Origin of the sequence: Acinetobacter nematophilus (assembly GCF_026344175.1) — a bacterium.
In the GTDB taxonomy this organism is placed as follows: domain Bacteria; phylum Pseudomonadota; class Gammaproteobacteria; order Pseudomonadales; family Moraxellaceae; genus Acinetobacter; species Acinetobacter nematophilus.
Window position 1 is genome coordinate 1 of the sequence record NZ_JAPKMY010000009.1, and the last position, 23,505, is coordinate 23,505.

The window sequence follows — 23,505 nt, forward strand, 5'->3', positions numbered from 1 at the left end:
CCGAAGCAATCTCCCCCGCTCGACTTGCATGTGTTAAGCCTGCCGCCAGCGTTCAATCTGAGCCATGATCAAACTCTTCAGTTAAAATCATTAGTGACTTAAGGTCACAATTCTGGCTCATCAATTCCTGACAAATTCTCTCAAATAAACTTCGAGTAATTTAAACCAATCAATCAATGATAATATTTCGATCAATCAATCAGTAAAAATCCACACAAGTTGTTCTTCATATTCTCTTAATGATCAATTTACCACCTCGTCAGTGATAAATATAACGCAATAAACATCCAACAACTTAACCCTCTAAGCTAAGTTCGTTTGCTGTATCGCGTCGGGATGCTGCGTATTCTATATATTTTCTCGAGACACGCAACCCCTATTTCAAAAAACTTCAATCACATGCTTATTTTTTAAACAGATTGTATAAAAAACTGTATTTTTCACTCATTTTTTAACAATTCTTATAAGCCATCCTTTTAAAAGCATAAAAAAGAGCGATGCAAGCGCCATTATTTATTAGCGACTGATTAAAAATAGTCACCCGAAGAATGCGCATGCAAAAAAGCCGGGATTAAACCCGTTAATGCTGCCCGAATATCAGCACGTTCATTAATGAGTTGATGTGACCCTTCTTCAAGAATTAATAACGTTTGCAGTCTGAACTGGCGGCGCACAAAATCAATATTATATTTCCAATCTACTGTTTGATCTTGAGCCCCTTGCGCCAACCATACAGGTATGCGGCATTTTGGAAACTCTTCCATTTCCTGCATCCATTTCGACATTGCTAGAATCCAGTCCATTCCCATCATACGGGGTTGTAAAGGATCTTTAAGTCTTACAAATCTCAAAAACTCCGGATTATGATTGTTACGTTTAAAATGACGCGGAACTTCTCTTTTAATTCTACGAATAATGCCTAAACCAATAGAATTGTGCCACCACGCTGTTTTAGCCGGTCGAACCAAAGGCGATAAGAGTAAAACTCGATCGACGATTGGATTTTCTCGTTTTTGTGCATATTCAAGTAAATGATGCATCCAAATTGCACCACCTGTACTCTGACCAACACCTAACCAAGGTTTAGGAAGATGCTGTGAGTTTTTAACATATTGGTAAACGGCATGCAGCACGTGCTGATAGTGGTCAAAATTTTTAATATTGGCTGGTGAACCGTTACTTAAACCATGACCTGGCAAGTCGTAAGTAATTACACTGAAGCCTTGTTCAAGAATTTCTTTGACAATCGGTTGATAGATACCACTATGTTCTAAATAGCCATGTAATAAACAGACTGTTCCTTTTACTTTTTCAATTTTTGGCTTAAATACCTGAACATGCAACTTAAACAAGGGCATATCAATAAAGCCTTGCCATTGGATACAATCCAATTGATCAAAACCATAAAGTCGCTGATAAGCCTTGATTTCTTGGTTAGGCACATATTCACGGTTTAAATTTAAAGCTTCTAATAATTGTGGTGTGGTATCCCGACTGGGTACTGGCAAATCAAGTTGTTTTAAAATTGTAGGATTTAAAAATGGGATATCCGCCATTAAGGCACCTCTCTACAGCCACTCGAACCAAACAACATATCTCGAATTGTTGCTAAAGTTTCATAGTTAGCTCTGCGGCTATGATCATAATTTTGTTTGCTTGGTTGCCATTGTGTCAATTGAGTAGGCATTGGCGCATCTACTGGAATTGTTTCAATGCCATTGAGTGCAAATAAACGACGTGTTCTAGGCATGTGATAACGGTCTGTAATCAGCATAACAGTAGGTGCTCCGCCCTTTTTTTGTAATAGTAATGAGCTAAAACGTGTATTTTCACAGGTATTCATACTGCGATTTTCCAATAATTTTGCCTGCACTCCACGCTCAGACAACCACTTTTGCATATAAGGTGCTTCAACACCACTCAACACAATGGGCAGTTTCATTTTTTTCTCGAGTGCAATGGTCGTTTCCAATCTTAATTTAGTGTAATCATTGACAATAATATCTTTCTGGTTTTTATCTAAAGTCAACCCCCCACCCAAAACTACAATGGCATAAGGTTGGCTGATTGGTTTTGGAACTTCGCTACTTTTATTTGGTAGACTTTCTAAATCCTGCTGCACTTGTGAACTTGATAATTCAACCGATGAAGCAGAAGAATTTTCATGTAAAGTCTTATCATCAACTTTATACTTTTTCAGAAAAGTTAAATACTCATCCATTAGTGCTTTATTGTCTTCACTATTTAAATCTAATAAATTTTTAACAACATCATTCGGCGGTTCTTCTACAGTAGCAGAAGCAGCATGTTCAGACACCAAAGGAATCACTGGTTTGATCTGCTCTTCATCATCATCTTTTTGCTCTTTGGCAATTTTTTCCTGTAAAGCTCGGTAACGCAATTGAAGTGCAAGCAAATCCTTGGCATCGTTACTTTTTAACTGCTCTTCCATCAGCTTCAGATAAGCTTGTCGAGCAATCCACAAATCCGAACCTGGTTCTAGGTTTTCTGTTTCAGATAATGCCGCATTTTGTTGACTTTTTGCTGCGACCTGATTGACTTCAACAGGTACAAAAGTATTCAGAATCTTCACCATTAGATTCGAATAGAATGGCGTATACCAAAATACAATCAGACAGCCAAAAAGTACAAATAGTATTGCAACCATCCGTAAAAATCTGACTATCCAATGTTGTTTAACCATATATAGACTCAATGTTAATGGTTCTGAATTAATCCCATTTCGTTAAAAAGCACAGGTTCAGGCTCTAACTGTACCGCAAACTTATCAAACACGTCCTTCTGAACAGCTCGATAGGTCGCTTGAACATCTGTCAATGTCGCATCTGCATAATTGACCAGAACTAAAGCTTGTTTATGGAACATACCCACTTGATTAAGTTGCCTACCTTTCCATCCGGCTTGATCAATCAGCCAACCAGCTGCAATTTTAACGCGATCCTCTGTTTGAGGATAATGTGGAATATTAGGGAATTTTGCAATTAATTGTGAAAATAGATCTTGCCCAATAATCGGATTTTTAAAGAAACTTCCCACATTTGGATATTCTTTGGGATCAGGAAGTTTACTTTGTCGGATTTGGATCACCTGTTTTTGTAAATTCTCAGCACTCAAGTCATCTGCCATTGCTGCTTTTAGGTCGCCATAGTTGATTTTTAAATCAGTCTGTTTCAATAATCTAAAAACCACATGAGTAATTACATAGCGATTTGGATCATCTTTGAAAATACTGTGACGATAAGAAAATTGGCAATCCAGAGCACTAATGGAGCGTATTTGATCAAATTTACGATCATATACTTCAACTGATTCAATAAAATCACCTGCTTCTACGCCATAAGCACCTATATTTTGTACAGGAGAAGCTCCCACCAAACCTGGAATCAGTGCAAGGTTTTGCAGACCATACAAGTGTTGTGCAGTTGTCCACAATACAAAGTCGTGCCAAACTTGTCCTGCACCTATTTTAATTGTTTTGCTACGCTCATCCTCACCGATAAACTCAATTCCTTGTATATCGATCGCAACAACCAAAGCCTGAATATGTTCAGGAAGAATCATATTGCTTCCACCTGAAAGAAGAAGCACGTTTAAATTATTTTGTTTGGCAAATTGCAGTGCACTTTTAAGATCAGCAACTGATTGCACTTTTACAAAATGTGATGCAACTGAATCTAAACGGAGTGTATTAAATGGTTTAAGTTGAACCTGAGATTCAATATTCATAACTTAAATTTTATTCCTAATGTATATCAATTACTTATACTGAAGTTTCTGCTGAAAAACCTGCACCCAAGCTAAACTACTTGACTCACATTGATCAAGAACACGCTCAAATCCATCTGCTTCACCATAATAAGGGTCAGGAATGGCTTGCTTAGGGAAATCAGCATCATGTTCACTCATCAGTGCAATTTGCGCTTTAACAGATTGCCCACCAAATTGTTGAATCGCTTGTTGAAGTAATGACTTTATATCCGCTAAATTTTCATGATCCATTGCAAGAATCAAATCAAAATCTAAAAAATCTTGTATTTTTAACTGCCTAGCACGCAAATCAGAAAGATCATAGCCTCTTTTTATTGCATGTTTTTGACTGCGGTGATCGGGTGATTTATTCGGATGGTAATTGCTCGTTCCAGCTGAATCAACAATCACGTTCAATTGTTGTTCATCACAATAATGTCGCAAAACAACTTCTGCTGTAGGTGAACGACAAATATTTCCTAAGCACACACATAAAATCTTGTATGGCATTTTGGATAACATAAACCGCCTCAAATGATCATTTCTTTTATAACCGCTTATGTTAAGTTATTTAGCAAGTGAATCCTATAGAACCTTAAAACAATAATGTTAATTTTGTGATGACAGATTAAGGATAATACACAATGCAGCATTTCCAATTTCAAACTGTGGCAAACATCATTTCTGGACTGGGTTCAATACAAGAATTAAATCTGGTATTGGCCCAAAAATACAAAAAAGCCTTGTTGGTAACGGATGCAGGGATGATTCAACATGCACTGCATTTACCTGTACTGAAAATTCTAGAAGAGTCTCATTTAGCTTTTGAGATTTACTCAGATGTACAAGCTGATCCTGCTGAACACATTATTCTCTCCGCAGTAGAATTTGCTAAAAAAAATCAAGTAGATGTTGTTATTGGCTTTGGAGGAGGCAGTTCAATGGATGTGGCCAAACTGATTGCAGTCCTGGCTCATACACAACAAACTCAAAGCATTCAAGATATCTACGGTGTCAACAATGTTCATGGACCCAGACTTCCGCTCATTCTGATCCCCACCACTGCAGGTACCGGTTCTGAAGTTACGCCCATTTCTATTGTCACGACTGGTGAAACGACAAAAACAGGAATTGTCTCACCCACCTTATATGCTGATGTCGCCATTCTTGATGCCACAATTACCGCAGGTCTGCCGCCACAGATCACAGCTGCAACTGGCATCGATGCAATGGTACATGCCATTGAAGCCTATACTTCTAAAATAAAGAAAAACTTTTATGCTGACATGCTGGCAAAGCAAGCACTTAAACTTCTCAATAAGAACTTAAAACTTGTCTTGGCAGATGGAATGAACATGGAAGCTCGTCAAAATATGCTGTTAGGTTCAATGCTTGCAGGTCAAGCATTCGCCAATGCACCTGTTGGTGCTGTTCATGCCCTTGCTTATCCATTGGGTGGGCATTTTCACTTGTCTCATGGGCACACCAATGCTTTGGTTTTATTAGAAGTCTTAAAATTTAATTCCTCTGAAGCCAAAGCTCACTATGCTGAACTCATGCAATGGTTAGATCCCTACAGTAAAGGCAGTATTGAAGGTCTCTGTGATTTATTTATCGATCACATGCAAAATCATCTCAACAACAGTCGCTTGACACTAAAACTCAGAGACTTAAATGTACAACCTCAACAGCTTGAAATGCTTGCACAAGATGCAATGCTTCAAACACGTCTATTACAAAACAACCCTAAAGTTTTGAACTACACAGATGCACTCAAGATTTATCAGGCAATTTATTAGGGCCTGCTGACATTTTAAACATGCATTGCGCTATCAGTTAAAATGACATGAACAGGCATGAAATGCAGATCTCTCTCCCCTGATGATGTTTTATAAAACAGTTTGCAGAGTTTTTAATCGTAAGCTTGTGGTGAATGGACATTTTTCACTACAGCTTTCGGTTTTGCTGACTTAGCAGGACTAAATTTTACAAAATCTGCTTAACTGAATCTAAAAGGTCTCTACTGTCACAAACATCTGTAAACGCTCAACAGACTCAAAACATAGGATCAGAATACTTGTGCTTTTGCTCTTGGATGGGCTTTGAATATTGTTAAACTATTCAAAATAGCTTGTTGGAAAAACATCTCATGTAGGTCAGGTGTCCTCGCTGTGGCATATATTTTGAGAAAAGCTTTGATCGATTTGCGTAGGTGTTCTGCTCGATTTTTTAGATAAAAGCAGCAAAAAATCTCTTTTGGTAGTGGTGTATATCTTGATTTCTCAAGCACAAGAAATTGTCAGTTTCTGCAAATACAGCAGTATAATAAAAATACCAAATTATCAACATGCGCAAAAATCAACCATTAAAATTTAGATTTATTCTATTTTTTAATCAAACAGATTATTTAAGATTTTTAAAAAATATCTATTTATAACTTTAATTATCATACTATTATTTTAATTACTTATTATTTCTATGACTGACTGGTTGATAATTTACCGTATTTTCCGTTTAATTTCTAAAATAATTACTCTAGAATCGCCGACGATCTTAATCGGGAAATTAAGATAACAGACAGTATTGGAAATGATTCTATGAAAAAACTTACATTGGCGATTTTACCATTCGCAGCATTTGGCTTAAACACTGTTACACATGCTGCGACTTCAGACGGTAAAACTTTTGCTGTTTCTACAGGTTGGTTACATGTAATGCCACAAAGTAAGGGACAAGGTGTCAATGGGAAAACTGGTAATTCACCCTACTTGGGTCCTTTGGCCAACTTGCAGGCAGCTAATCCTGATGCTGGTTTTGAAGTACAAAATGCTGATACTGTAGGTTTAATGCTGGATTATTTCGTCAATGATAATGTTTCATTAGAATTAACTTTGGGTGCACCGCCTGAAATGGAACTTGCAGGCAAAGGCAGCATTAAAGTTCATGGAATCAACGTTATTGATCTCAACAAATATGACAAAGCGGCAACAACAGATGCATATACACCAACTATCTCTGGTCGTTACCACTTTGGCTCAATCAACAATAAAATCCGTCCATACATCGGTGCCGGTTTAATGTATGCACATTTCTCGAATGTTGAAACTGACCCAGCAATTAACCAAGCACTCAAAGCAAACCCTTATCTTGCTGCGTTTAAGCCAGAGCTAGGTAAAGTAAAAGTTGATGATGCTTTTGCACCAGTTGCTATTCTCGGCGCTGATTTCAATATCAATAAAAACTGGTATGCAACAGCTTCGGTGTCTTATGCTCACCTTACAACTAAAGCTAAACTCAATGTGAATGGCACTACACCAGCAGGCACAACAACCTTAATCTCAGGTCAAAGCAGTATTGAAATTAAGCCGATTGTGACTTATTTAGGTCTAGGGTACCGTTTCTAATCAATAGAATCTGATTTCGATCAGATTCTATTTTCTAAAGCTCATGAAGTCAGACTTGATGGGCTTTCCGTTTTTAAATCATCAGTTATTCATATTAGTCAAGCTATTGAAAAACGCATACAGATAAATATCATTTCTGTTGCTCAATAAAATTAATGCGATATATTGTTTGATGACATAAAGCTTTCACTGCCACGCTTTACATCTCAAGTTTAAATCGATTTGCGCAGTTGATGACCCGCTGTACCTAACCAATTTTTTAAACAATATTCGTGCGATGCAAACAAAACATTGCTTTTATTTTGCTCATCTATCTCATCAATATGACAACATCCATGTCCCCTCAAGATAGAAAAATCACCTCGAGTTCAAAAGTACAAAATAAATGGATGACCAAAATCTTCTAAATGCATCAAATTCACTGGATATCAATGCTTGATATCACAGCACAGGTATCAATAAACAGACGATTTCCTACCGCAGCCTGCAATGCAACCAACTCAATAGGATCAGATGCAAACAATCACCGTATTGCATGAAAACCAAGGATACTCCCACGCTAACAGAAAGTTTCTATCTTCTTTACATCCAAGCAAGAACAAAACTTTGACCTCATTAAACCATTAGACAAAAATGTAAAATTATAGATAAAACACGCTTTTTACAAATAACATCGTCATATCTATTCAATTCCCTAGAATGATGTGATCATAAATTGACTCAATTGAATATACATAGATTATCATTCACACTGTATTGTTTTAATACACATGTCCGTTTAACGCAGAGTAAAAAATGAAACCACAAATAAAATTACGCAATCAATATGCCTTTATTTTCCCGATTCAAACGCGTTGGGCGGACAACGATATTTATGGTCATGTGAATAATGTGACCTATTATAGTTATTTCGATACTGCAGCCAATGCCCTATTAATTCAAAAAGCTGGCTTTGATATCCATCACTCACCGATTATTGGCTTAGTCGTAAATTCTTCTTGTGATTTTTTTCAAGAACTCACTTATCCTGAAATTATTGAGGTCGGTGTTGCCATTTCAAAAATAGGAAACGCATCGCTGACTTATGATTTGGCAATTTTTAAACAAGGACATGACCAGGCTTCAGCACAGGGGCAATTTGTCCATGTATTTGTCTCTCGTAACAGCAAAAAAAGCACCCCGATCCCTCAAGATATGCGAGATGCTTTAGAGATTTATCTAAGTGAATAATTAATTTTAAAATCAATGATTTAAAATTAAGATCTAATAAAATTAAATTTACCGCATAGCATTTAAGCCAAAGTATTTTGATCCCAAAAAGCCTGATTGACTTCAGGCATTTGGTTTAACATTTCAATAATCGGCTGAATTTCTTTTTCTTCAACTGAGTTCGCAATCAAAATTGCCTTAATCTCTACATCTTGCTCTCCAAAAGGTTCAACATCAAAATCTTTCGCTGGAAAATGATAATGCTTCAAAGCTTTACTCAACTCATCCATGACATATTTACTATGTTCTTTTTGGCACACCACATAAATTTCATGTTGCATTTCTGACTCAACATTTAAAGGCTTGCGATCAATAATATGTCCGATCGGACGTAACAAGGTATTTGCAGCCAAAATGAATAATGTCGCCAACAATGCCTCGACAATACGATCGCAACCTGCCGCCGCACCAACAGCAGCAGAACACCACAGGGTTGCAGCAGTATTTAACCCTTGTATATTACCCTCTTGACGCATGATCACGCCCGCACCTAAAAAGCCGATCCCAGAAACAACATAGGCAATTACTCGAACAGAACCATCTGCACCAGTTAAGTTATTGGCAATATCAACAAAAATAGCTGCACCTACAGCCACCAATACATTTGTCCTTAAACCTGCTGTACGTTGTCGATACTGACGTTCAAATCCAATCAGCCCCCCCAAAATAAAGGCAGAAAAAAGACTGATCAATGTATCAAGCATGTTTGTTAATTCTAAATGTTGCATAAATTGGAGTTGCATCTATACGCTCCACAGTTATTTTAATTTATGGTCTATATCGTTGATATCTCATGAATAACAGAATAAAAGCCCTTTACTTTTTTATCACATGCAAATGACGAAAGTATTGCAAGGTGTTTAAAACACGATACTTTAACGATGTTAATTATCAAAACTAGTTTGGTACAGATAGCCTTATATGTGAACCCAAGCCGCATTGTTGACATGAAGTACAGGATGATAAAACAAGAGATATAAAAACAGACCTTGAACAGGTATTTTAATTAAGGAAAATGTAGTTTAAAAATAGAAATGCTATCTCATTGCAAGACAACATTCTTGGGAAAATGCCTTGCTTAATCATCTAGAATCACTATAGATAAACTACAGCACCTCGACGAACTATTTGGCATTTTTACGCACCCCTTTGGTAAAATTGGCGTGATTATAACCACAAACTGACCGAATAAAAACTGCTTTATTTTTAATTCATATTTATTTTATAAGATCATCCCAAACTGATCAAAATTTTGATATCCCGATAATACAATTGAATAAAACCGATGTTCACAGCGCACGATGATTCAAATATGCGATTGCATTTCAATCCTTAATATCCAGTCTACTTTTGATTTTATACACATTGTTAGAAAATTTGGGCCTGCATTTATTTTGTACTTTTGAACCATCATTGGCTTTTCTATAGTGAATCTTCGCCTTCAGAATTTATTTATAACATAAGAGCCAAGACACAGTAATAAAAACTTTATATGAGCAATCAGAAGCTTGATTTTATTAAGGATATTGCTTAAGAGAAATTATATTTTAAGGTATGCGCTTTCAACAGATTGGATATATTGTTCATTGATCTTCTGAAAAACCAGTCACTGACGAAAAGGTATGCGCCAGCAATCTAAAGTGGCCAGCGCATCTCATTCATTTAGACTAAATTGAATGAACAGCAAAAATTACCAGAACATTTATTCAATTTTTGAGCTGAATATTTTCAATCTGACCATCAAATGCATCAATCAAGCTTTTTACCACAGGCTCTTGTTTAAGCATTTCAGCAGCACGATCAAAAGCACGTACTTTACGTTCTTTTTGCATCATATATGGTGTAATCGATTCGACCTCACCATATTGAACCGTAAATATCGTTTGTGACCATTGCTGCTTTAAAGCAGCTTCAAGATCATGTTGTGCCTGATTCAATAATTTTTCATATTTTGATGAAGTTTGAAAAACGGACTGACCATTAATTACACCCATCATCAAACCATGTTGTGCCAGTTCTTGAACGGCTGGAGAAAGTGAACTGTTCCTAAACCAATATTCCCATTTATCAACAGTCCACTCTCCTTCTAAAACTTGAGATTGTAGCGTTAATATTTGTTGCGGTGTTTGACCATCATTTGAGGATAATAATTGAGTTTCAGGCTTGACCGTCTGAACTTGTTTTTCACTTGGTTGTTGTTCTTTTATAGATTCAATATCAAGCTGTTGATCGTGCTCTTCAGGGGCTAAAAAGAACACCTCCTGATTTGCGATCGATACTGAAGAGTTTGCATTGGTACTTTGCGAATGAAGCTGAGCACCAAAGAGGGTTAAATCTGGTGCAGCACTATCCACAGACCTGTCATTTTGAACATCATGATTTGGCTGTAAGGCAACAGATTGAGAAGTTTCTGGAATGGTCGTCTGTATTGGTGCACCGCTCTCTGTGCTGTCAGCGTCTTCAATAAATGGCTCATCGAAAGTATCATCGCTGTTCGGCTCTTGATCTTCAATACGATGCTGTGATAACTCATCTTCAACAGCATCAAAAGCAGGATCAGATTCTAATGGCTGCAACTGTTGCAAGACAAGATCACGCGCAATAACCCCATTTTCTGTATCAAGTTCACTGCCGATCTTTACTTCATTATCGCTCCTCACCTCAACCTGAGTCTTGTCTTGACTTTCTGCAAATGCGTTCACAGACTGATGATGGTCAATATTTAAAGATTCATCTTGAATTTCAGTTGAAAGTATTTGCTGTTCAACCTGCTGTTGAGTTTGAGAAACAATGACTTCATTCACCCGCATCGGCCTAAAGGCAAGTAAACGCAATACAGTCATTTCAAAACCCTGCTCTTGCGTCACTGCAAGTTGCAACTCTGCCCGACCTTTACATGCAATTTGATAATAGAGCTGTAAATCCTGAGCAGAGACAATTTGTGATAACTGTATAATTTTTTGATTAATTTCAGCACTATATTTTAGACTGAGCTCTGGCAAATATTGCAACATTGCCAATTCATGTAATGTTGAAATAAACTGATCCAAAACCAATGAAACATCTAAAGCCTGCTGTCTAAACTGTAATAACAACTGGCTGACGCGTTCCTGCTGATTTTGATGTATCGCCAAAATCAAATCATAAATAATCGTTCGATCAATCAAGCCCAACATTTCTTTAACATCTTGGTGATGAATTGCACCCTGACCATAAGCTATTGCTTGATCAGTTAAAGACAAGGCATCACGTAACGAACCTTGTGCAGATTCCGCAATTTGCCAAATGGCATCTTGCTCTGCTGATATTTCCTCTTTGTTTAAAATACTGCTGAGATGATGGGTAATTTCATCTACAGCCAAAGGACGTAATGTAAATTGCAAGCAACGCGAGATCACTGTAATAGGAAGTTTTTGTGGATCCGTTGTCGCAAATAAAAATTTTACATGTTCTGGAGGTTCTTCCAATGTTTTTAACAAAGCGTTGAATGAGTGCGTAGAAAGCATATGCACTTCATCAATCAGATAAACTTTAAAACGACCTTGCGTAGGTGCATAAGGCACATTATCAAGCAGCTCACGGGTATCTTCAACTTTGGTTCGCGATGCTGCATCGATTTCAATGAGGTCGATAAAACGCCCTTCATTGACAGCTTTACATGTTGCACAAACTTCACAAGGTGTCGAAGTTACGCCAGTTTCACAGTTTAAACATTTTGCTAAAATTCGCGCAATTGTGGTTTTTCCAACACCACGTGTTCCCGTAAATAAGTAAGCATGATGTAAACGTCCACGATCCAAAGCACTGGTCAGCGCACGAGAAACGTGGTTCTGTCCGACCAATTCATTAAAGTTGCGTGGGCGATATTTACGTGCAAGTACCTGATACATGGAAGCTCCTAGTTACAGAGCTAAGGATACTGTTTTTTTGACAATTAGTGAATGAAGAACTGTAGAGTTATTTTTTATTAGAGATAATTCGATCAATTTCCTCAAATTTGACCATTTTAATGACATCTCTTGAACGTTGCTGTAAGAGAATCATTTATTAAACTAAAAAAATAGAGCTCACTACAATCTATTGAGTAAGCGCTAGACTTAAATACTGGTCACAATCAATATACTATTTCGCTAAAAGCTGCTTATCCGGTAATGCCCGCCAAACAAATACCGATAATATTAAAAACATTACACCAGAAATACTCAGTACTTTGCTGTGCGAATGGATAAATGCTTCTGAGGCAGCCAGTTTTACTTGTTGCATCAATGCAGGGTCTGCATGCTGGATCACAGATAGAGCCTCACCAATTGATGAACTTACTTGAGTCACAAGATCGACTGGAAGTGTTGAGGGTATCACAATTGATTGCGCATAGAACAGTGATAACAGCAGTCCAAAAATAGCAATACCTAAACCAGCACCCAGTTCATACGCCATTCCCTCAATTGCACCCGCAGCAGTTGCTTTTTCAGGAGATACGGCTGACATAATGGCAGCTGTAGATGACAATAAAGCAATTTCAACGCTGATTCCCATCAGCACCATCCATCCCCATGCCTGAATATTTTGTCCATTGAAATCAGTCATTGCCAAACCAAAGAAACAGACCGCACACATCAGCATTCCAACAGTCGCTACAGGTCGCAAGCCATAGTGATTCATTAGGACACTGGTAAAAGGTCCACCAATACTGATCGCGATCATAAATGGTAAAATGAATAGTCCAGCTTCAAGTGGCGTATAGCCATACACAAACTGCAATTCTTGAGAAAGCAACAGCTCAAATCCAACTAAGGCAATCATGGCAACCATGGCCATCACGATACTGGTTGAAATTACAGGGTTTTTAAACAGCATAAAATCAATCATCGGCTGAGCAGTACGAAGTTGATGGCGAACAAAACCTGCTAGCAATCCCACGCCAACAACAAAAACCAATCCTATAGACAGGTTGAACGCATATATGGACGTCTTAATCGAATAGATCAACATCAATATGGCACCCACCAAAATGAATGCTTGTAGTAAGTTTAAAGGTTGCTTTGTTTGTACTGCTTGTTTAGGTACTAACCATAAGGTCAAAATAAGCACAAGAATAATTATCGGTACATTAATCAGGAAAACAGCGCCCCAACTCAAGTGCTCTAAAATAAATCCACCTAATAGTGGACCAAAAGCTGCTCCGCCGCCGCCAACTGTTCCCCAAATTCCCAATGCGTAATTTCGTTGTTTCTCATCTAAAAAAGTATTCCGAACACCTGCCAAAGTTGCAGGTAAAATCATCGCGGCGCCAACACCTAAAAATGCTCTGGCTGCAATCAACATATAGGCTGAATGTGCAAAAGCTGCCATTAAGGATGCCACACCAAAGATACTGGCACCAATCAACATGAGGCGTTTAAAACCGATCCGATCACCCAATGCACCCATAGGTAAAATCAAACCTGCCATGATCAGTGAGTAGATATCAATAACCCATAACATTTCATTGGCAGATAATGATAAGGCAGTGCTCAAAGTCGGAATAGCGACATGGAGTACTGTTGCATCAATTGAAACAGGTAAATAAATGAGTACGATGATTGCCAGAATCACCCATTTGCGGTACATAACACACCTAATTAAAGTTGGACACTTGTTCAAGATAGCTCATTATACCCGCACTTGAACAACTGTCCAACTTTGTTTAATATCTGTTTTGTAAATTAAGTTGAAAGCCAAACTATGAACTATTTAAATCGAGCGCAACGTCGCAGCATGATTTTGGATGCTGCCAAACGTTTGGCACTACAAGACGGACTGAATGGTTTAACGGTGCGTCGAATTGCGAGTGAAGCTCAGGTCTCTACAGGTCAAGTGCATCATCATTTTGAATCCAGCTCACACTTAAAAGCAGAAGTATTCATTGTTTTAATGGATCAGCTCGATGAAGTTGAAAATCTGATTACTACAGAAAGTAGTGTCGAACGTTTATGTTTATTGCTGGGTATTGAAAATATTGAACAAACCCAACCTTATTTACGTTTATGGAATGAAGCAGAAGTACTCATAGATCAGGATCAAGAAATAAAAAAAGCCTATAATATTGCGATGGAAAAATGGCATCTTGCTTTGGTGACGACAATTGAATATGGGATAAGCCAACAAGAATTCAAGAGGTCTACTTTGAGTTCAAGCCAAGATATCGCATGGCGTCTTATTGCATTTGTCTGTGGATTAGAGGGTATTTATGAATTGGGGTTAAAAGGTTTGGACAATCATTCTTTTAAGCACCATGTTGAGTTGATGCTTAAAATGGAATTATTTGAATAATATGGAATGAATTAAAACCATCCTTTACTGCCTTTTAAAAGCTTATCAGCACAGCGTAGGGTTTCTTGAGTCAATCCCCATAGGCGATAATCCCCTGTGATTGAACCAATTGCAAAATTATGGGTATAGGCAAAACTGAGTTCGCGCTGTGGATCACACCATGCCCCAGAGCCATTATAGCCAATATGACCAAACCCCTGTTTTGCACGTTTACCCATACTAATCACACGATGATAGCCTAAACGCCATTTCATAGGAATTGGCATGACACGATCTCTTTTAATCGATTGAATCTTGCTTAATTCCTCAAAAACTTCAGCCCGGATAAATACCTTTCCATCCCAAACGCCTTTATTTGCCATCATGGCATAAACTTTGGCCAAACTATTTGCAGTAAATACACCATTGGCTGCCGGAATAATCGCTTGCAATCCCTGATCACTGAAAAAACTAAAATCGCGCATTCCCTTTGGTACCATCGCATCTAAAAAGTCTTGCGGATTTTGACCTGTTAATTCCACCAATTTATCTGAAAAAGAATGTTTACGTTGTTTGGCTTTGTTTTTAACAGATTTGGTTTCTACTTTTTGTTCAGGTATTGCTTTCTGAATCAAACGCGCAACACGATTTAATTCTGTGTCTGGTACACCAAAGTACGCACCATCAAGTTGTAGTGGTTCTACCAAGTATTTGTGCATTAACGCAGGGAGTGGCTGGTGAGTTGCTTTTTCCAATACGCCACCGACCAGCCAACCAAAAGTAAGCGCCTGATAAGCAATATCTGTCCCTATCGCAAAACGTGGGGTTGCCTGCTCGATGACTTTAAGCATATGCTGCCAATCAGCCATTTCTACGGCGCTATTGATAATATTTCGAATATCGTATAAACCGCTTTGATGACTTAAAATATGACGTAAAGTCATATTTTGCTTTCCATTTTTACCAAACTCAGACCAATAATTCACAATAGGTGTATCGTAATCTAAATACCCTTCACTCACGAGAATATGCGCTAAGGTCGCAAGGATACCCTTTCCAGTAGAATAACAAACAGATAAAGTATCTTCATTCCAATGCTCCGTTTGAGATTTCTGACCTGTATAAATATCTATAACTTTCTGTTGTTGGAAATATACAGTTAAAGCAGCTCCACCCTTTTCACATCGACCATCCTGTAAACGGCTAAATTGAATTGCAAGATCTTCAAAGCGCTGGTCTACATAACCATGATAATTTTTGGTGTTTGCAAAAATAATATCCGTTAAGCTACTCATTTCCTATCCTATTTTTATTCGTGCCTTTTTATTAAAAAGCCTAAATCATCTCGACTTAGGCTCTGTATTTTATCTTATAAAGCTTTTACTACACCAGACACATGTGGTTTTTGTGACTTTTGATTGCGAATCAGAAAATCAGTATCCTTGCCTGTTGTTGCTGTCAAGAATTCAACCGATGAAGGTAAATACATCGGTAATTTGAAGACAACATCCGCCTTATAGGCATCAGGCAAATTCAGGCTCGCTAAAACTCTTGCTTTACTCCACATCCCATGTGCAATCGCCTGTTTAAAACCAAAGGCTTTTGCAGTCAATGCATGAATATGAATCAGATTAAAATCACCTGATGTGATTGCATAACGACGACCGGTATTTTCAGAAACCTCCCATACCGCTGCAACTTGGAAATCAGGCTCTTTTGATTCCTTGACCTTTTCAGAAACCACACCTTGTGTTTTTTGACGTGCCAAATAAGTGGTTAAACCTTGCATGACGATCTCATTACCGACTTTTGCAGTCGTTATAAAATCGAATTGCACTCCTTTATCATGCGGTTTTAATTCACCGAATTGACAAGATAAAGTCAATTGTTCATTCACCCCAATTTTACGTGTCTGTTTTACTTGGTTGCGGATATGTACCAAGCCCAAAATTGCAAAAGGAAATGCTTCTGAAGTCATCATATGCATTTGCAAACTTTGTGATAAAACAGCCAAATAAATTGCTGGAATATAACCATTGTTCTTGAAACCACATACTTCATTATAAGCTTTTAAATGGTTTGGATCGATTTTGAATGAGTCCACCACGTATTCAACTTGCGGCAGTACCTTTTCACCTTTTGGCTTTTTAAAAACCAAACCTTGAATGACTTTTGGATAAGCTAAATATGGTTTTGGAAGTTGACTAAAATGGCGAGTATTCATACTAGACCTTTGCAAATTAATTCTTATTCAATATTAAAAAATCCAACATAAACGTTGGAAATCACGAATCATTCATTTAGAAAATGCAGTTTTTTATACAGGATTGAATGAGAGGCTGATTGGCTTCAATCCATCATACCTCTCATTTCCTGCACATTAAAACAGGACATTGCCCTATGGATTATGCACCCAATAAGCTTTGACCACAAACACGTACGATATTTCCGTTTAATCCAGTAGAAGCTGAAGATGCAAATAGCGCAATAGTTTCAGCAACATCAATTGGTAAACCACCTTGGCTCATTGAGTTCATACGGCGACCTGCTTCGCGGATTGCAAATGGAATCGCAGCTGTCATCTGAGTTTCAATAAAACCAGGTGCAACAGCATTAATGGTAATGCCGTTTTTAAGTATAGGTGCCGTAAATTTAACCAAACCAATCACACCGGCTTTAGAAGCGGCATAGTTGGTTTGACCAAGGTTACCTGCAATACCCGATATTGAAGATACACAGATAATACGACCATTGGCATTTAAGCCATCATTGGACAATAAATAATCGTTAATACGTTCAGCAGCTGAAAGATTGATATTAATGACAAGATCCCACATCTCTTGTTTCATATTTGCCAAAGTTTTATCTCGTGTAATACCGGCATTATGAACAATAATATCTAAACCACCGTACTGAGCTGCGGCTGCTTTGATTTTTTCACCAGCGTCTGCAGCTGTGATATCAATGGCTAAAGTCGAACCACCGATTTCACCAGCAACTCGGTCTAGATCTGCCTGTTGTGGCGGTACATCCAAACAAATCACATGCGCACCATCACGTGCCAATACATGTGCAATTGCTTCACCAATACCACGACTTGCACCAGTAACCAGCGCTGTTTTACCTGCTAGTGGTTTTGCCCAATCCACATCAACAAGATCACCTTTAGAAACACGAATTACTTGTCCAGAAACATAAGCTGAACGTGGAGAAATGGCAAAACGTAAAGCCGACTCCAAGTTTTGTGCAGCATCTGCATCAACCAGAATAAGATCAGCCGCGATGCCCTTTTTAAATTCCTTACCCACTGACTTAACAAAACCTTCTAATGCACGTTGTGCAATTGCTTGTTTAATTGTCGGTGCAGTTTCAGGCGTTAAACCAATCACAATCACACGACCAGAAGTGGCGATTTGACGGGCAACAGGGTTAAAAAATTTGTGTAATTCTTGTAATTGCTCTGAGTTTTGAATACCAGATGCATCGAATACGACTGCTTTAAACTTAGACTCTTTGTCGCCTTCATTAAAAGCGCCTACATTCAAGCCTGATTTTGCAGCAGCTTGCTGTAGCTCAGCATTATTCCCTGCGTATGTATTGGCATGGATATTACTTAAAACCTGAGCGATTTCACTTGTAAAATGTCCTTTTGGTGCTGCACCAAACAACACAGCACCTTTTACCACAGGCGTCGCAGATTCAAAGCGCTCTAATTGTATTGGTGAAGGTAAGCCCAGATTCTTAATGACAAATTTACCAATTGGAGATTTTGCAAATGCTTGGTATTGGTCAGACATGTTTGTTATCTCTCATCTCAAATTAATTTTGTATAGATCATAAGTTATCTTTTAACTTCAGTGTAATATCCATGATCCATAAGTTTCTGTTAAATCATACTTGAGTTGCCAAAATGATGACTTGACCTGAAAGAATATGCAAATGTCATTTTAGTCAATTCGAGTCACCCGTGAATATGTTAATGTAAGCCTTAAGAATATTGCGAACATGCTTGGAAAAGCCTTATGAGCAAAACAACTCAAGACAATTCAAATGTTGAAAATCCTGCAACAGAATCTGTGTCAAATACATCAAAAGCTCGTACTCGTACCAGCAAGACTTCAAACACAGCTTCTGTCGCAGCAACTGCAGCAAGCACGACAAAAAAACCGACTCGTGCTGCAACTACAGCTTCGCGCAGTAAAAGCGCTGCATCAACGACAAAAAAAGCAGCCACATCATTATCTACCAAAACTCAAACTTCTGGTCAACAGGACAAAACTATGAGTCAAAACACTGTACGTCGAGTCGCAATCATCGGTGGTAACCGCATTCCTTTTGCACGTTCAAATGGTCCATATTTCCGCGCTTCAAACATGGATATGCTGACAGCTGCCCTAAACGGCTTGGTTGAACGTTTCAACTTACAGGGGCAACGCTTAGGTGAGGTTGTCGCTGGTGCTGTTTTAAAACATAGCCGTGATTTTAACATGACACGTGAATGTGTACTCAATACACAGCTCGCTCCTGAAACTCCAGCTTATGATATTCAGCAAGCATGCGGTACTGGCTTACAAGCTGCTTTTTTGGTTGCCAATAAAATTGCATTGGGTCAAATCGAAGTTGGCGTTGCTGGTGGTGTAGATACCACATCTGATGCACCAATCGCATTTGGAGATGGTCTACGTAAAGCATTGCTTGAGCTCAACATTGCTAAAACGGGTAAAGACCGTCTCAAAGCATTGGCAAAAATCAATGTTAAAGATTTGATGGACGCGCCAAAAAATGGTGAACCACGTACAGGTTTATCTATGGGCGATCATCAGGCAATCACTGCTTTGGAATGGGGAATTCCTCGTGAAGCTCAGGATGAACTTGCAGCATCTTCACATCAAAAAATGGCGAAAGCCTATGAAGAAGGTTTTTTTGACGATCTCATCACGCCGTTTATGGGATTAGACAAAGACAATAACTTACGCCCAGACTCTTCAGTTGAAAAATTAGCTAAGCTCAAGCCTGTATTTGGTAAAGGTGATGCGGCAACTATGACTGCAGGTAACTCTACCCCACTTACAGATGGTGCTTCCGTAGTACTTTTAGCTTCAGAAGAATGGGCAAAAGCCAATGGGCATGAAGTCCTTGCATATCTAACATTCAGCGAAACCGCTGCTGTTGATTTTGTTGGCAAAAAAGAAGGTTTATTGATGGCGCCTGCTTATGCCGTTCCACGAATGTTAGATCGTGCTGGCATTAAACTTCAAGACTTCGATTACTATGAAATCCATGAAGCTTTTGCATCACAAGTGCTTTCAACATTAAAAGCATGGGAAGATCCAAAATTCTGTAAAGAGCGCTTAGGTTTAGATGCACCATTGGGTTCAATCGATCGTAGCAAACTCAATGTCAAAGGTTCTTCTTTAGCTGCTGGACATCCATTTGCTGCAACTGGTGGCCGTATTTTAGCAACTGCTGCAAAACTGATTAACCAAAAAGGCTCAGGCCGTGTATTGATTTCAATCTGTGCTGCCGGTGGTCAAGGTGTAACGGCGATTGTAGAAAAATAAATTCGATTCATCTTAAAATACAGTCAAATTTTTAAAAGCATCCGAAATGGATGCTTTTTTAATGTTCATCTTTTCTAGCCCATAAAAAATGGTTAGCCGAAGCCAACCATTTAAAACCTTCACTACTCTTAGGGAAAGTAATGTTGATTTTAGAAACGATAACCAATCCCGAGATAGGTAATTAAGGGGTCAATATCTACTTTGGTTTTTGAATGGATTAAACGATTGCCTGTATTGGCATCAATTACATCTATTTTCGCTTGATTATTCAATTTAGCATAGGACACAGAAGCGATCCCGAACCAATTGCTGTCAATATCATACGTTGCACCTAAGCTCACAATAGGCGCTATTGCATCTGTTGTTTTGACCCGAACATAAGGATTCGCACTGGATGGTTTGCCATCCAAAGCTGCGCCTGCCTTTCCATCCATCACATTCTGAATCATATGTCCAGCTGCAATTAAATCATTGTTAATCTGATGGTTTAATTTAATATCTGTAAAACGTGAGTACATCAATCCCACACCAATATATGGGCGTAGTTTATTTACTCCTGTTTGTCCAAATTGATATTGTGCTTCAACTGCTGGTGTCCAAGCACGAACTGACGCGGCTTTAGATTTATTGCCTAAATTAGTAATTGGTATTGCCTGATTTAAATCGATACCATCTGGGAATAAGATCCCAACCAGATCACTGGGTGAAGTTGCCAAACCCGTCATTGGTGCAAAGATTTCTCCTTTACCTTTGATATCGACTTTAGGCGGAATTCCTCCAATCAATTGTAGTGAGACATTGTCATTAATATAATAATTCAGTGTTAATCCCAAGGTATCGACATCATCAGCTTCCAATCCTGTGCCTGCTGACTGCCAATGCTCTAGACCATGAATATTTGCACTACCAGCGACCTCTGGCAAAATATTCCCCTTACCATCAGTTAACAGCGTCTTCATAAAATCATCATTAAGAAATTCAGTTAAAACCTCTTTCTGATTAAATGGAATTCCGCCTACGTCTTTCCCCATTGCATTCGGATCAACTGAGTTTAAAAAACTTGTTGTTGAAATACTGCCCACGGTTGCATTGGTACCATTTTTAACACGGGTATCAATATTAAATGGATTGGCTTTGCCTTGCGGCATGACATGCAACCAACCTGCAGATACTGAAAAACGTTTGTATTCCTGTGCAGAGCTCAAACTGGCGATAGCGAATAATGAACTTGCAATAGCTATTCTTTTTAAAGCTGATATTTTTTTCATTTTTTATCCTTAAAATTGAGATTACCCAACCTTGGCAATCTGCTTAAAAAAACATACATAAAAAACTACATTTATGGTTTAAATTCTGATCAATAGCATTCACAATAATTGATATAAAATCTTTTTAAATTAAATTTAATTTTAAACTAATTATTTATATCCAATATAAAACAATATTTTATTTATAACATTTAGCAAAAATTAACAATTATATAATATTTAAAAAGTCTATTTAATAATAAATAGATTAAAATAAAAATATTAAATTTCTCACATAAAATTTCACTTTATACAAATTAAGCACATTATCAAAAAGTGAGAATTTAATGATTTTTTATAGATTTCATTCTTTGCTGTAAAAATATTCAACTTTTTGACGTTTCATCATCTGTCAAAACAAAAAATGCCAAATAAAATTGTTTTTTGATCATTTTGGCTTGTTTTGATTCAAACCATCTAACTTGGGTCTGTGGGATTATAAAGAAAAACTTTATATCTTATTTTTAAATCATATAAATCATCATTTTATTTAGAAAAAAGACAGTTGTATGTTTGGTAGGTATTTAGTAGGTATGCAATCCGGTCTGCAATATTGATACTCAATCTCAAGGTGAACAACACCTATTGGAAACATGAAATAACAATGGTAGAAGGAATCGCACCATGGCTTTTAAAAATATTGCAGATCAGACTAACGGTTTTTATATCCCTTGCGTATCACTTTTTGGACCTGGCTGTGCCAAAGAAGTCGGTACAAAAGCACAAAATTTAGGGGCAAAGAAAGCGCTCATCGTTACTGATGCAGGCTTATTCAAATTTGGCGTTGCTGACATTATTGTTGGATATCTCAAGGAAGCAGGTGTAGAAAGTCACGTATTCCCAGGCGCAGAACCAAATCCTACAGATATTAACGTTCACAATGGTGTGAATGAATATAATGAAAACGGTTGTGATTTTATTGTTTCACTTGGTGGTGGTTCATCTCATGATTGTGCAAAAGGGATTGGTCTAGTTACAGCTGGTGGTGGTCATATCCGTGATTATGAAGGGATTGATCAAAGTAAAGTACCGATGACTCCGCTTGTTGCAATTAATACAACAGCCGGGACAGCTTCTGAAATGACTCGTTTCTGTATTATTACCAACACAGATACCCACGTTAAAATGGCAATTGTCGACTGGCGTTGTACCCCACTTGTTGCAATTGATGACCCTAAACTGATGATTGCAAAGCCTGCTGCTTTAACAGCAGCAACTGGGATGGATGCACTGACCCATGCTGTAGAGGCTTATGTATCCACTGCTGCAAACCCAATTACAGATGCCTGTGCAGAAAAAGCCATTTCAATGATCAGTGAATGGTTGCGTCCTGCGGTAGCGAATGGTGAAAATATCGAAGCACGCGATGCAATGGCATATGCACAATATTTAGCGGGTATGGCTTTCAACAATGCCTCACTCGGTTATGTACATGCAATGGCACATCAACTTGGCGGTTTTTATAACCTTCCGCACGGCGTATGTAATGCGATTTTATTGCCACACGTCTGTGAATTTAACTTAATTGCCTGCCCTGATCGTTATGCAAAAATTGCACAGTTAATGGGTGTGAATACAGACGGATTAACCACCACAGAAGCTGCTTTTGCGGCAATTGATGCAATCCGTGAATTATCAGCATCCATTGGTATTCCATCTGGTTTAGCAGAACTGGGGGTTAAAGCTGAAGATCATGCTGTGATGACATCAAATGCTCAAAAAGATGCCTGTATGTTAACAAATCCACGTAAAGCAACTGATGCTCAAGTGATTGCGATCTTCGAATCAGCAATGTAATTCATTTACATTTCACTTTACTACTTTAGCTAGCGGTTTTTTTGTTAGCCCATGTTGTGTTCTGGAATATTGTTTCGACGATATTCCTTTTTTTATCTCTTTTTTAAA

At 38.0% G+C, this 23,505-nt stretch carries 17 protein-coding genes and 1 rRNA gene; 6 read left to right on the top strand and 12 right to left on the bottom strand.

Annotated features, from left to right (window positions below):
- The 5 genes from OSH00_RS15095 to OSH00_RS15115 all read right to left on the bottom strand — a co-directional run.
- Window positions 1-84, bottom strand: a 16S ribosomal RNA gene (locus OSH00_RS15095); the annotation flags it as partial.
- Window positions 85-527: 443 nt separating this feature from the next.
- Window positions 528-1,556: an alpha/beta hydrolase gene (locus OSH00_RS15100; protein ID WP_266131131.1), complete on the bottom strand. Its 1,029-nt coding sequence runs from the start codon at window positions 1,554-1,556 to the stop codon at window positions 528-530.
- Window positions 1,556-2,704 carry a YdcF family protein gene (locus tag OSH00_RS15105; protein WP_266131132.1) on the bottom strand — a complete coding sequence of 383 codons (1,149 nt, stop codon included), beginning with the start codon at window positions 2,702-2,704 and terminating at the stop codon, window positions 1,556-1,558. Before OSH00_RS15105 ends, OSH00_RS15100 begins: the two co-directional genes overlap by 1 nt.
- Before the next feature lie 14 nt (window positions 2,705-2,718).
- Entirely contained in the window at window positions 2,719-3,747 is a 1,029-nt protein-coding gene (murB, locus tag OSH00_RS15110; protein ID WP_266131133.1) for a UDP-N-acetylmuramate dehydrogenase, read from the bottom strand.
- A gap of 30 nt (window positions 3,748-3,777) precedes the next feature.
- Window positions 3,778-4,290 (bottom strand): low molecular weight protein-tyrosine-phosphatase, encoded by a 513-nt coding sequence (locus OSH00_RS15115; RefSeq protein WP_266131134.1) that lies wholly within the window; start codon window positions 4,288-4,290, stop codon window positions 3,778-3,780.
- 122 nt (window positions 4,291-4,412) lie between these two features.
- Here OSH00_RS15115 and OSH00_RS15120 point away from each other — a divergent pair, with 122 nt between their 5' ends.
- From OSH00_RS15120 to OSH00_RS15130, 3 genes are all read left to right on the top strand, one after another.
- A complete protein-coding gene (locus OSH00_RS15120; protein WP_266131135.1) occupies window positions 4,413-5,567 on the top strand; it encodes an iron-containing alcohol dehydrogenase in 1,155 nt (384 codons plus the stop codon).
- A gap of 798 nt (window positions 5,568-6,365) precedes the next feature.
- Entirely contained in the window at window positions 6,366-7,172 is an 807-nt protein-coding gene (locus tag OSH00_RS15125; protein ID WP_266131136.1) for an OmpW/AlkL family protein, read from the top strand.
- Between the two features lie 795 nt (window positions 7,173-7,967).
- Window positions 7,968-8,402, top strand: a complete 435-nt coding sequence (locus OSH00_RS15130) for an acyl-CoA thioesterase (protein ID WP_266131137.1) — start codon at window positions 7,968-7,970, stop codon at window positions 8,400-8,402.
- Window positions 8,403-8,464: 62 nt separating this feature from the next.
- On the opposite strand, the gene OSH00_RS15135 is transcribed toward OSH00_RS15130, so the two are convergent.
- The 3 genes from OSH00_RS15135 to OSH00_RS15145 form a co-directional block, all read right to left on the bottom strand.
- Window positions 8,465-9,184, bottom strand: coding sequence for an MgtC/SapB family protein (locus tag OSH00_RS15135; protein ID WP_266131138.1), 720 nt, complete (start codon window positions 9,182-9,184; stop codon window positions 8,465-8,467).
- A gap of 963 nt (window positions 9,185-10,147) precedes the next feature.
- Window positions 10,148-12,331 carry a DNA polymerase III subunit gamma/tau gene (gene dnaX, locus OSH00_RS15140; protein ID WP_266131139.1) on the bottom strand — a complete coding sequence of 728 codons (2,184 nt, stop codon included), beginning with the start codon at window positions 12,329-12,331 and terminating at the stop codon, window positions 10,148-10,150.
- A 232-nt stretch (window positions 12,332-12,563) separates the two neighbouring features.
- The gene (locus OSH00_RS15145; protein WP_266131140.1) at window positions 12,564-14,051 is read right to left on the bottom strand and encodes a SmvA family efflux MFS transporter; all 1,488 of its coding nucleotides are present in this window, start codon (window positions 14,049-14,051) and stop codon (window positions 12,564-12,566) included.
- A 114-nt stretch (window positions 14,052-14,165) separates the two neighbouring features.
- On the opposite strand from OSH00_RS15145, the gene OSH00_RS15150 reads away from it, so the two are divergent.
- On the top strand, window positions 14,166-14,753 hold the full coding sequence (locus OSH00_RS15150; RefSeq protein ID WP_266131141.1) for a TetR family transcriptional regulator: 588 nt from the start codon (window positions 14,166-14,168) through the stop codon (window positions 14,751-14,753).
- Between the two features lie 11 nt (window positions 14,754-14,764).
- Here OSH00_RS15150 and OSH00_RS15155 read toward each other — a convergent pair whose 3' ends face one another.
- The 3 genes from OSH00_RS15155 to OSH00_RS15165 all read right to left on the bottom strand — a co-directional run bounded on the left by OSH00_RS15155 (window position 14,765) and on the right by OSH00_RS15165 (window position 18,529).
- On the bottom strand, window positions 14,765-16,027 hold the full coding sequence (locus OSH00_RS15155; protein ID WP_266131142.1) for a serine hydrolase domain-containing protein: 1,263 nt from the start codon (window positions 16,025-16,027) through the stop codon (window positions 14,765-14,767).
- A 74-nt stretch (window positions 16,028-16,101) separates the two neighbouring features.
- Window positions 16,102-16,956, bottom strand: a complete 855-nt coding sequence (locus tag OSH00_RS15160) for a MaoC family dehydratase (RefSeq protein WP_266131143.1) — start codon at window positions 16,954-16,956, stop codon at window positions 16,102-16,104.
- Window positions 16,957-17,137: 181 nt separating this feature from the next.
- Window positions 17,138-18,529: a 3-oxoacyl-ACP reductase gene (locus tag OSH00_RS15165; RefSeq protein ID WP_266131144.1), complete on the bottom strand. Its 1,392-nt coding sequence runs from the start codon at window positions 18,527-18,529 to the stop codon at window positions 17,138-17,140.
- Between the two features lie 225 nt (window positions 18,530-18,754).
- Here OSH00_RS15165 and OSH00_RS15170 point away from each other — a divergent pair, with 225 nt between their 5' ends.
- Window positions 18,755-20,293: an acetyl-CoA C-acetyltransferase gene (locus OSH00_RS15170; RefSeq protein WP_266131145.1), complete on the top strand. Its 1,539-nt coding sequence runs from the start codon at window positions 18,755-18,757 to the stop codon at window positions 20,291-20,293.
- A gap of 149 nt (window positions 20,294-20,442) precedes the next feature.
- Here OSH00_RS15170 and OSH00_RS15175 read toward each other — a convergent pair whose 3' ends face one another.
- Window positions 20,443-21,561 (bottom strand): OmpW/AlkL family protein, encoded by a 1,119-nt coding sequence (locus OSH00_RS15175; RefSeq protein WP_266131146.1) that lies wholly within the window; start codon window positions 21,559-21,561, stop codon window positions 20,443-20,445.
- A gap of 663 nt (window positions 21,562-22,224) precedes the next feature.
- Here OSH00_RS15175 and mdh point away from each other — a divergent pair.
- Window positions 22,225-23,397, top strand: coding sequence for an iron-dependent methanol dehydrogenase (gene mdh / locus OSH00_RS15180; protein ID WP_005032094.1), 1,173 nt, complete (start codon window positions 22,225-22,227; stop codon window positions 23,395-23,397).
- The last annotated feature ends 108 nt before the right edge of the window (window positions 23,398-23,505 follow it).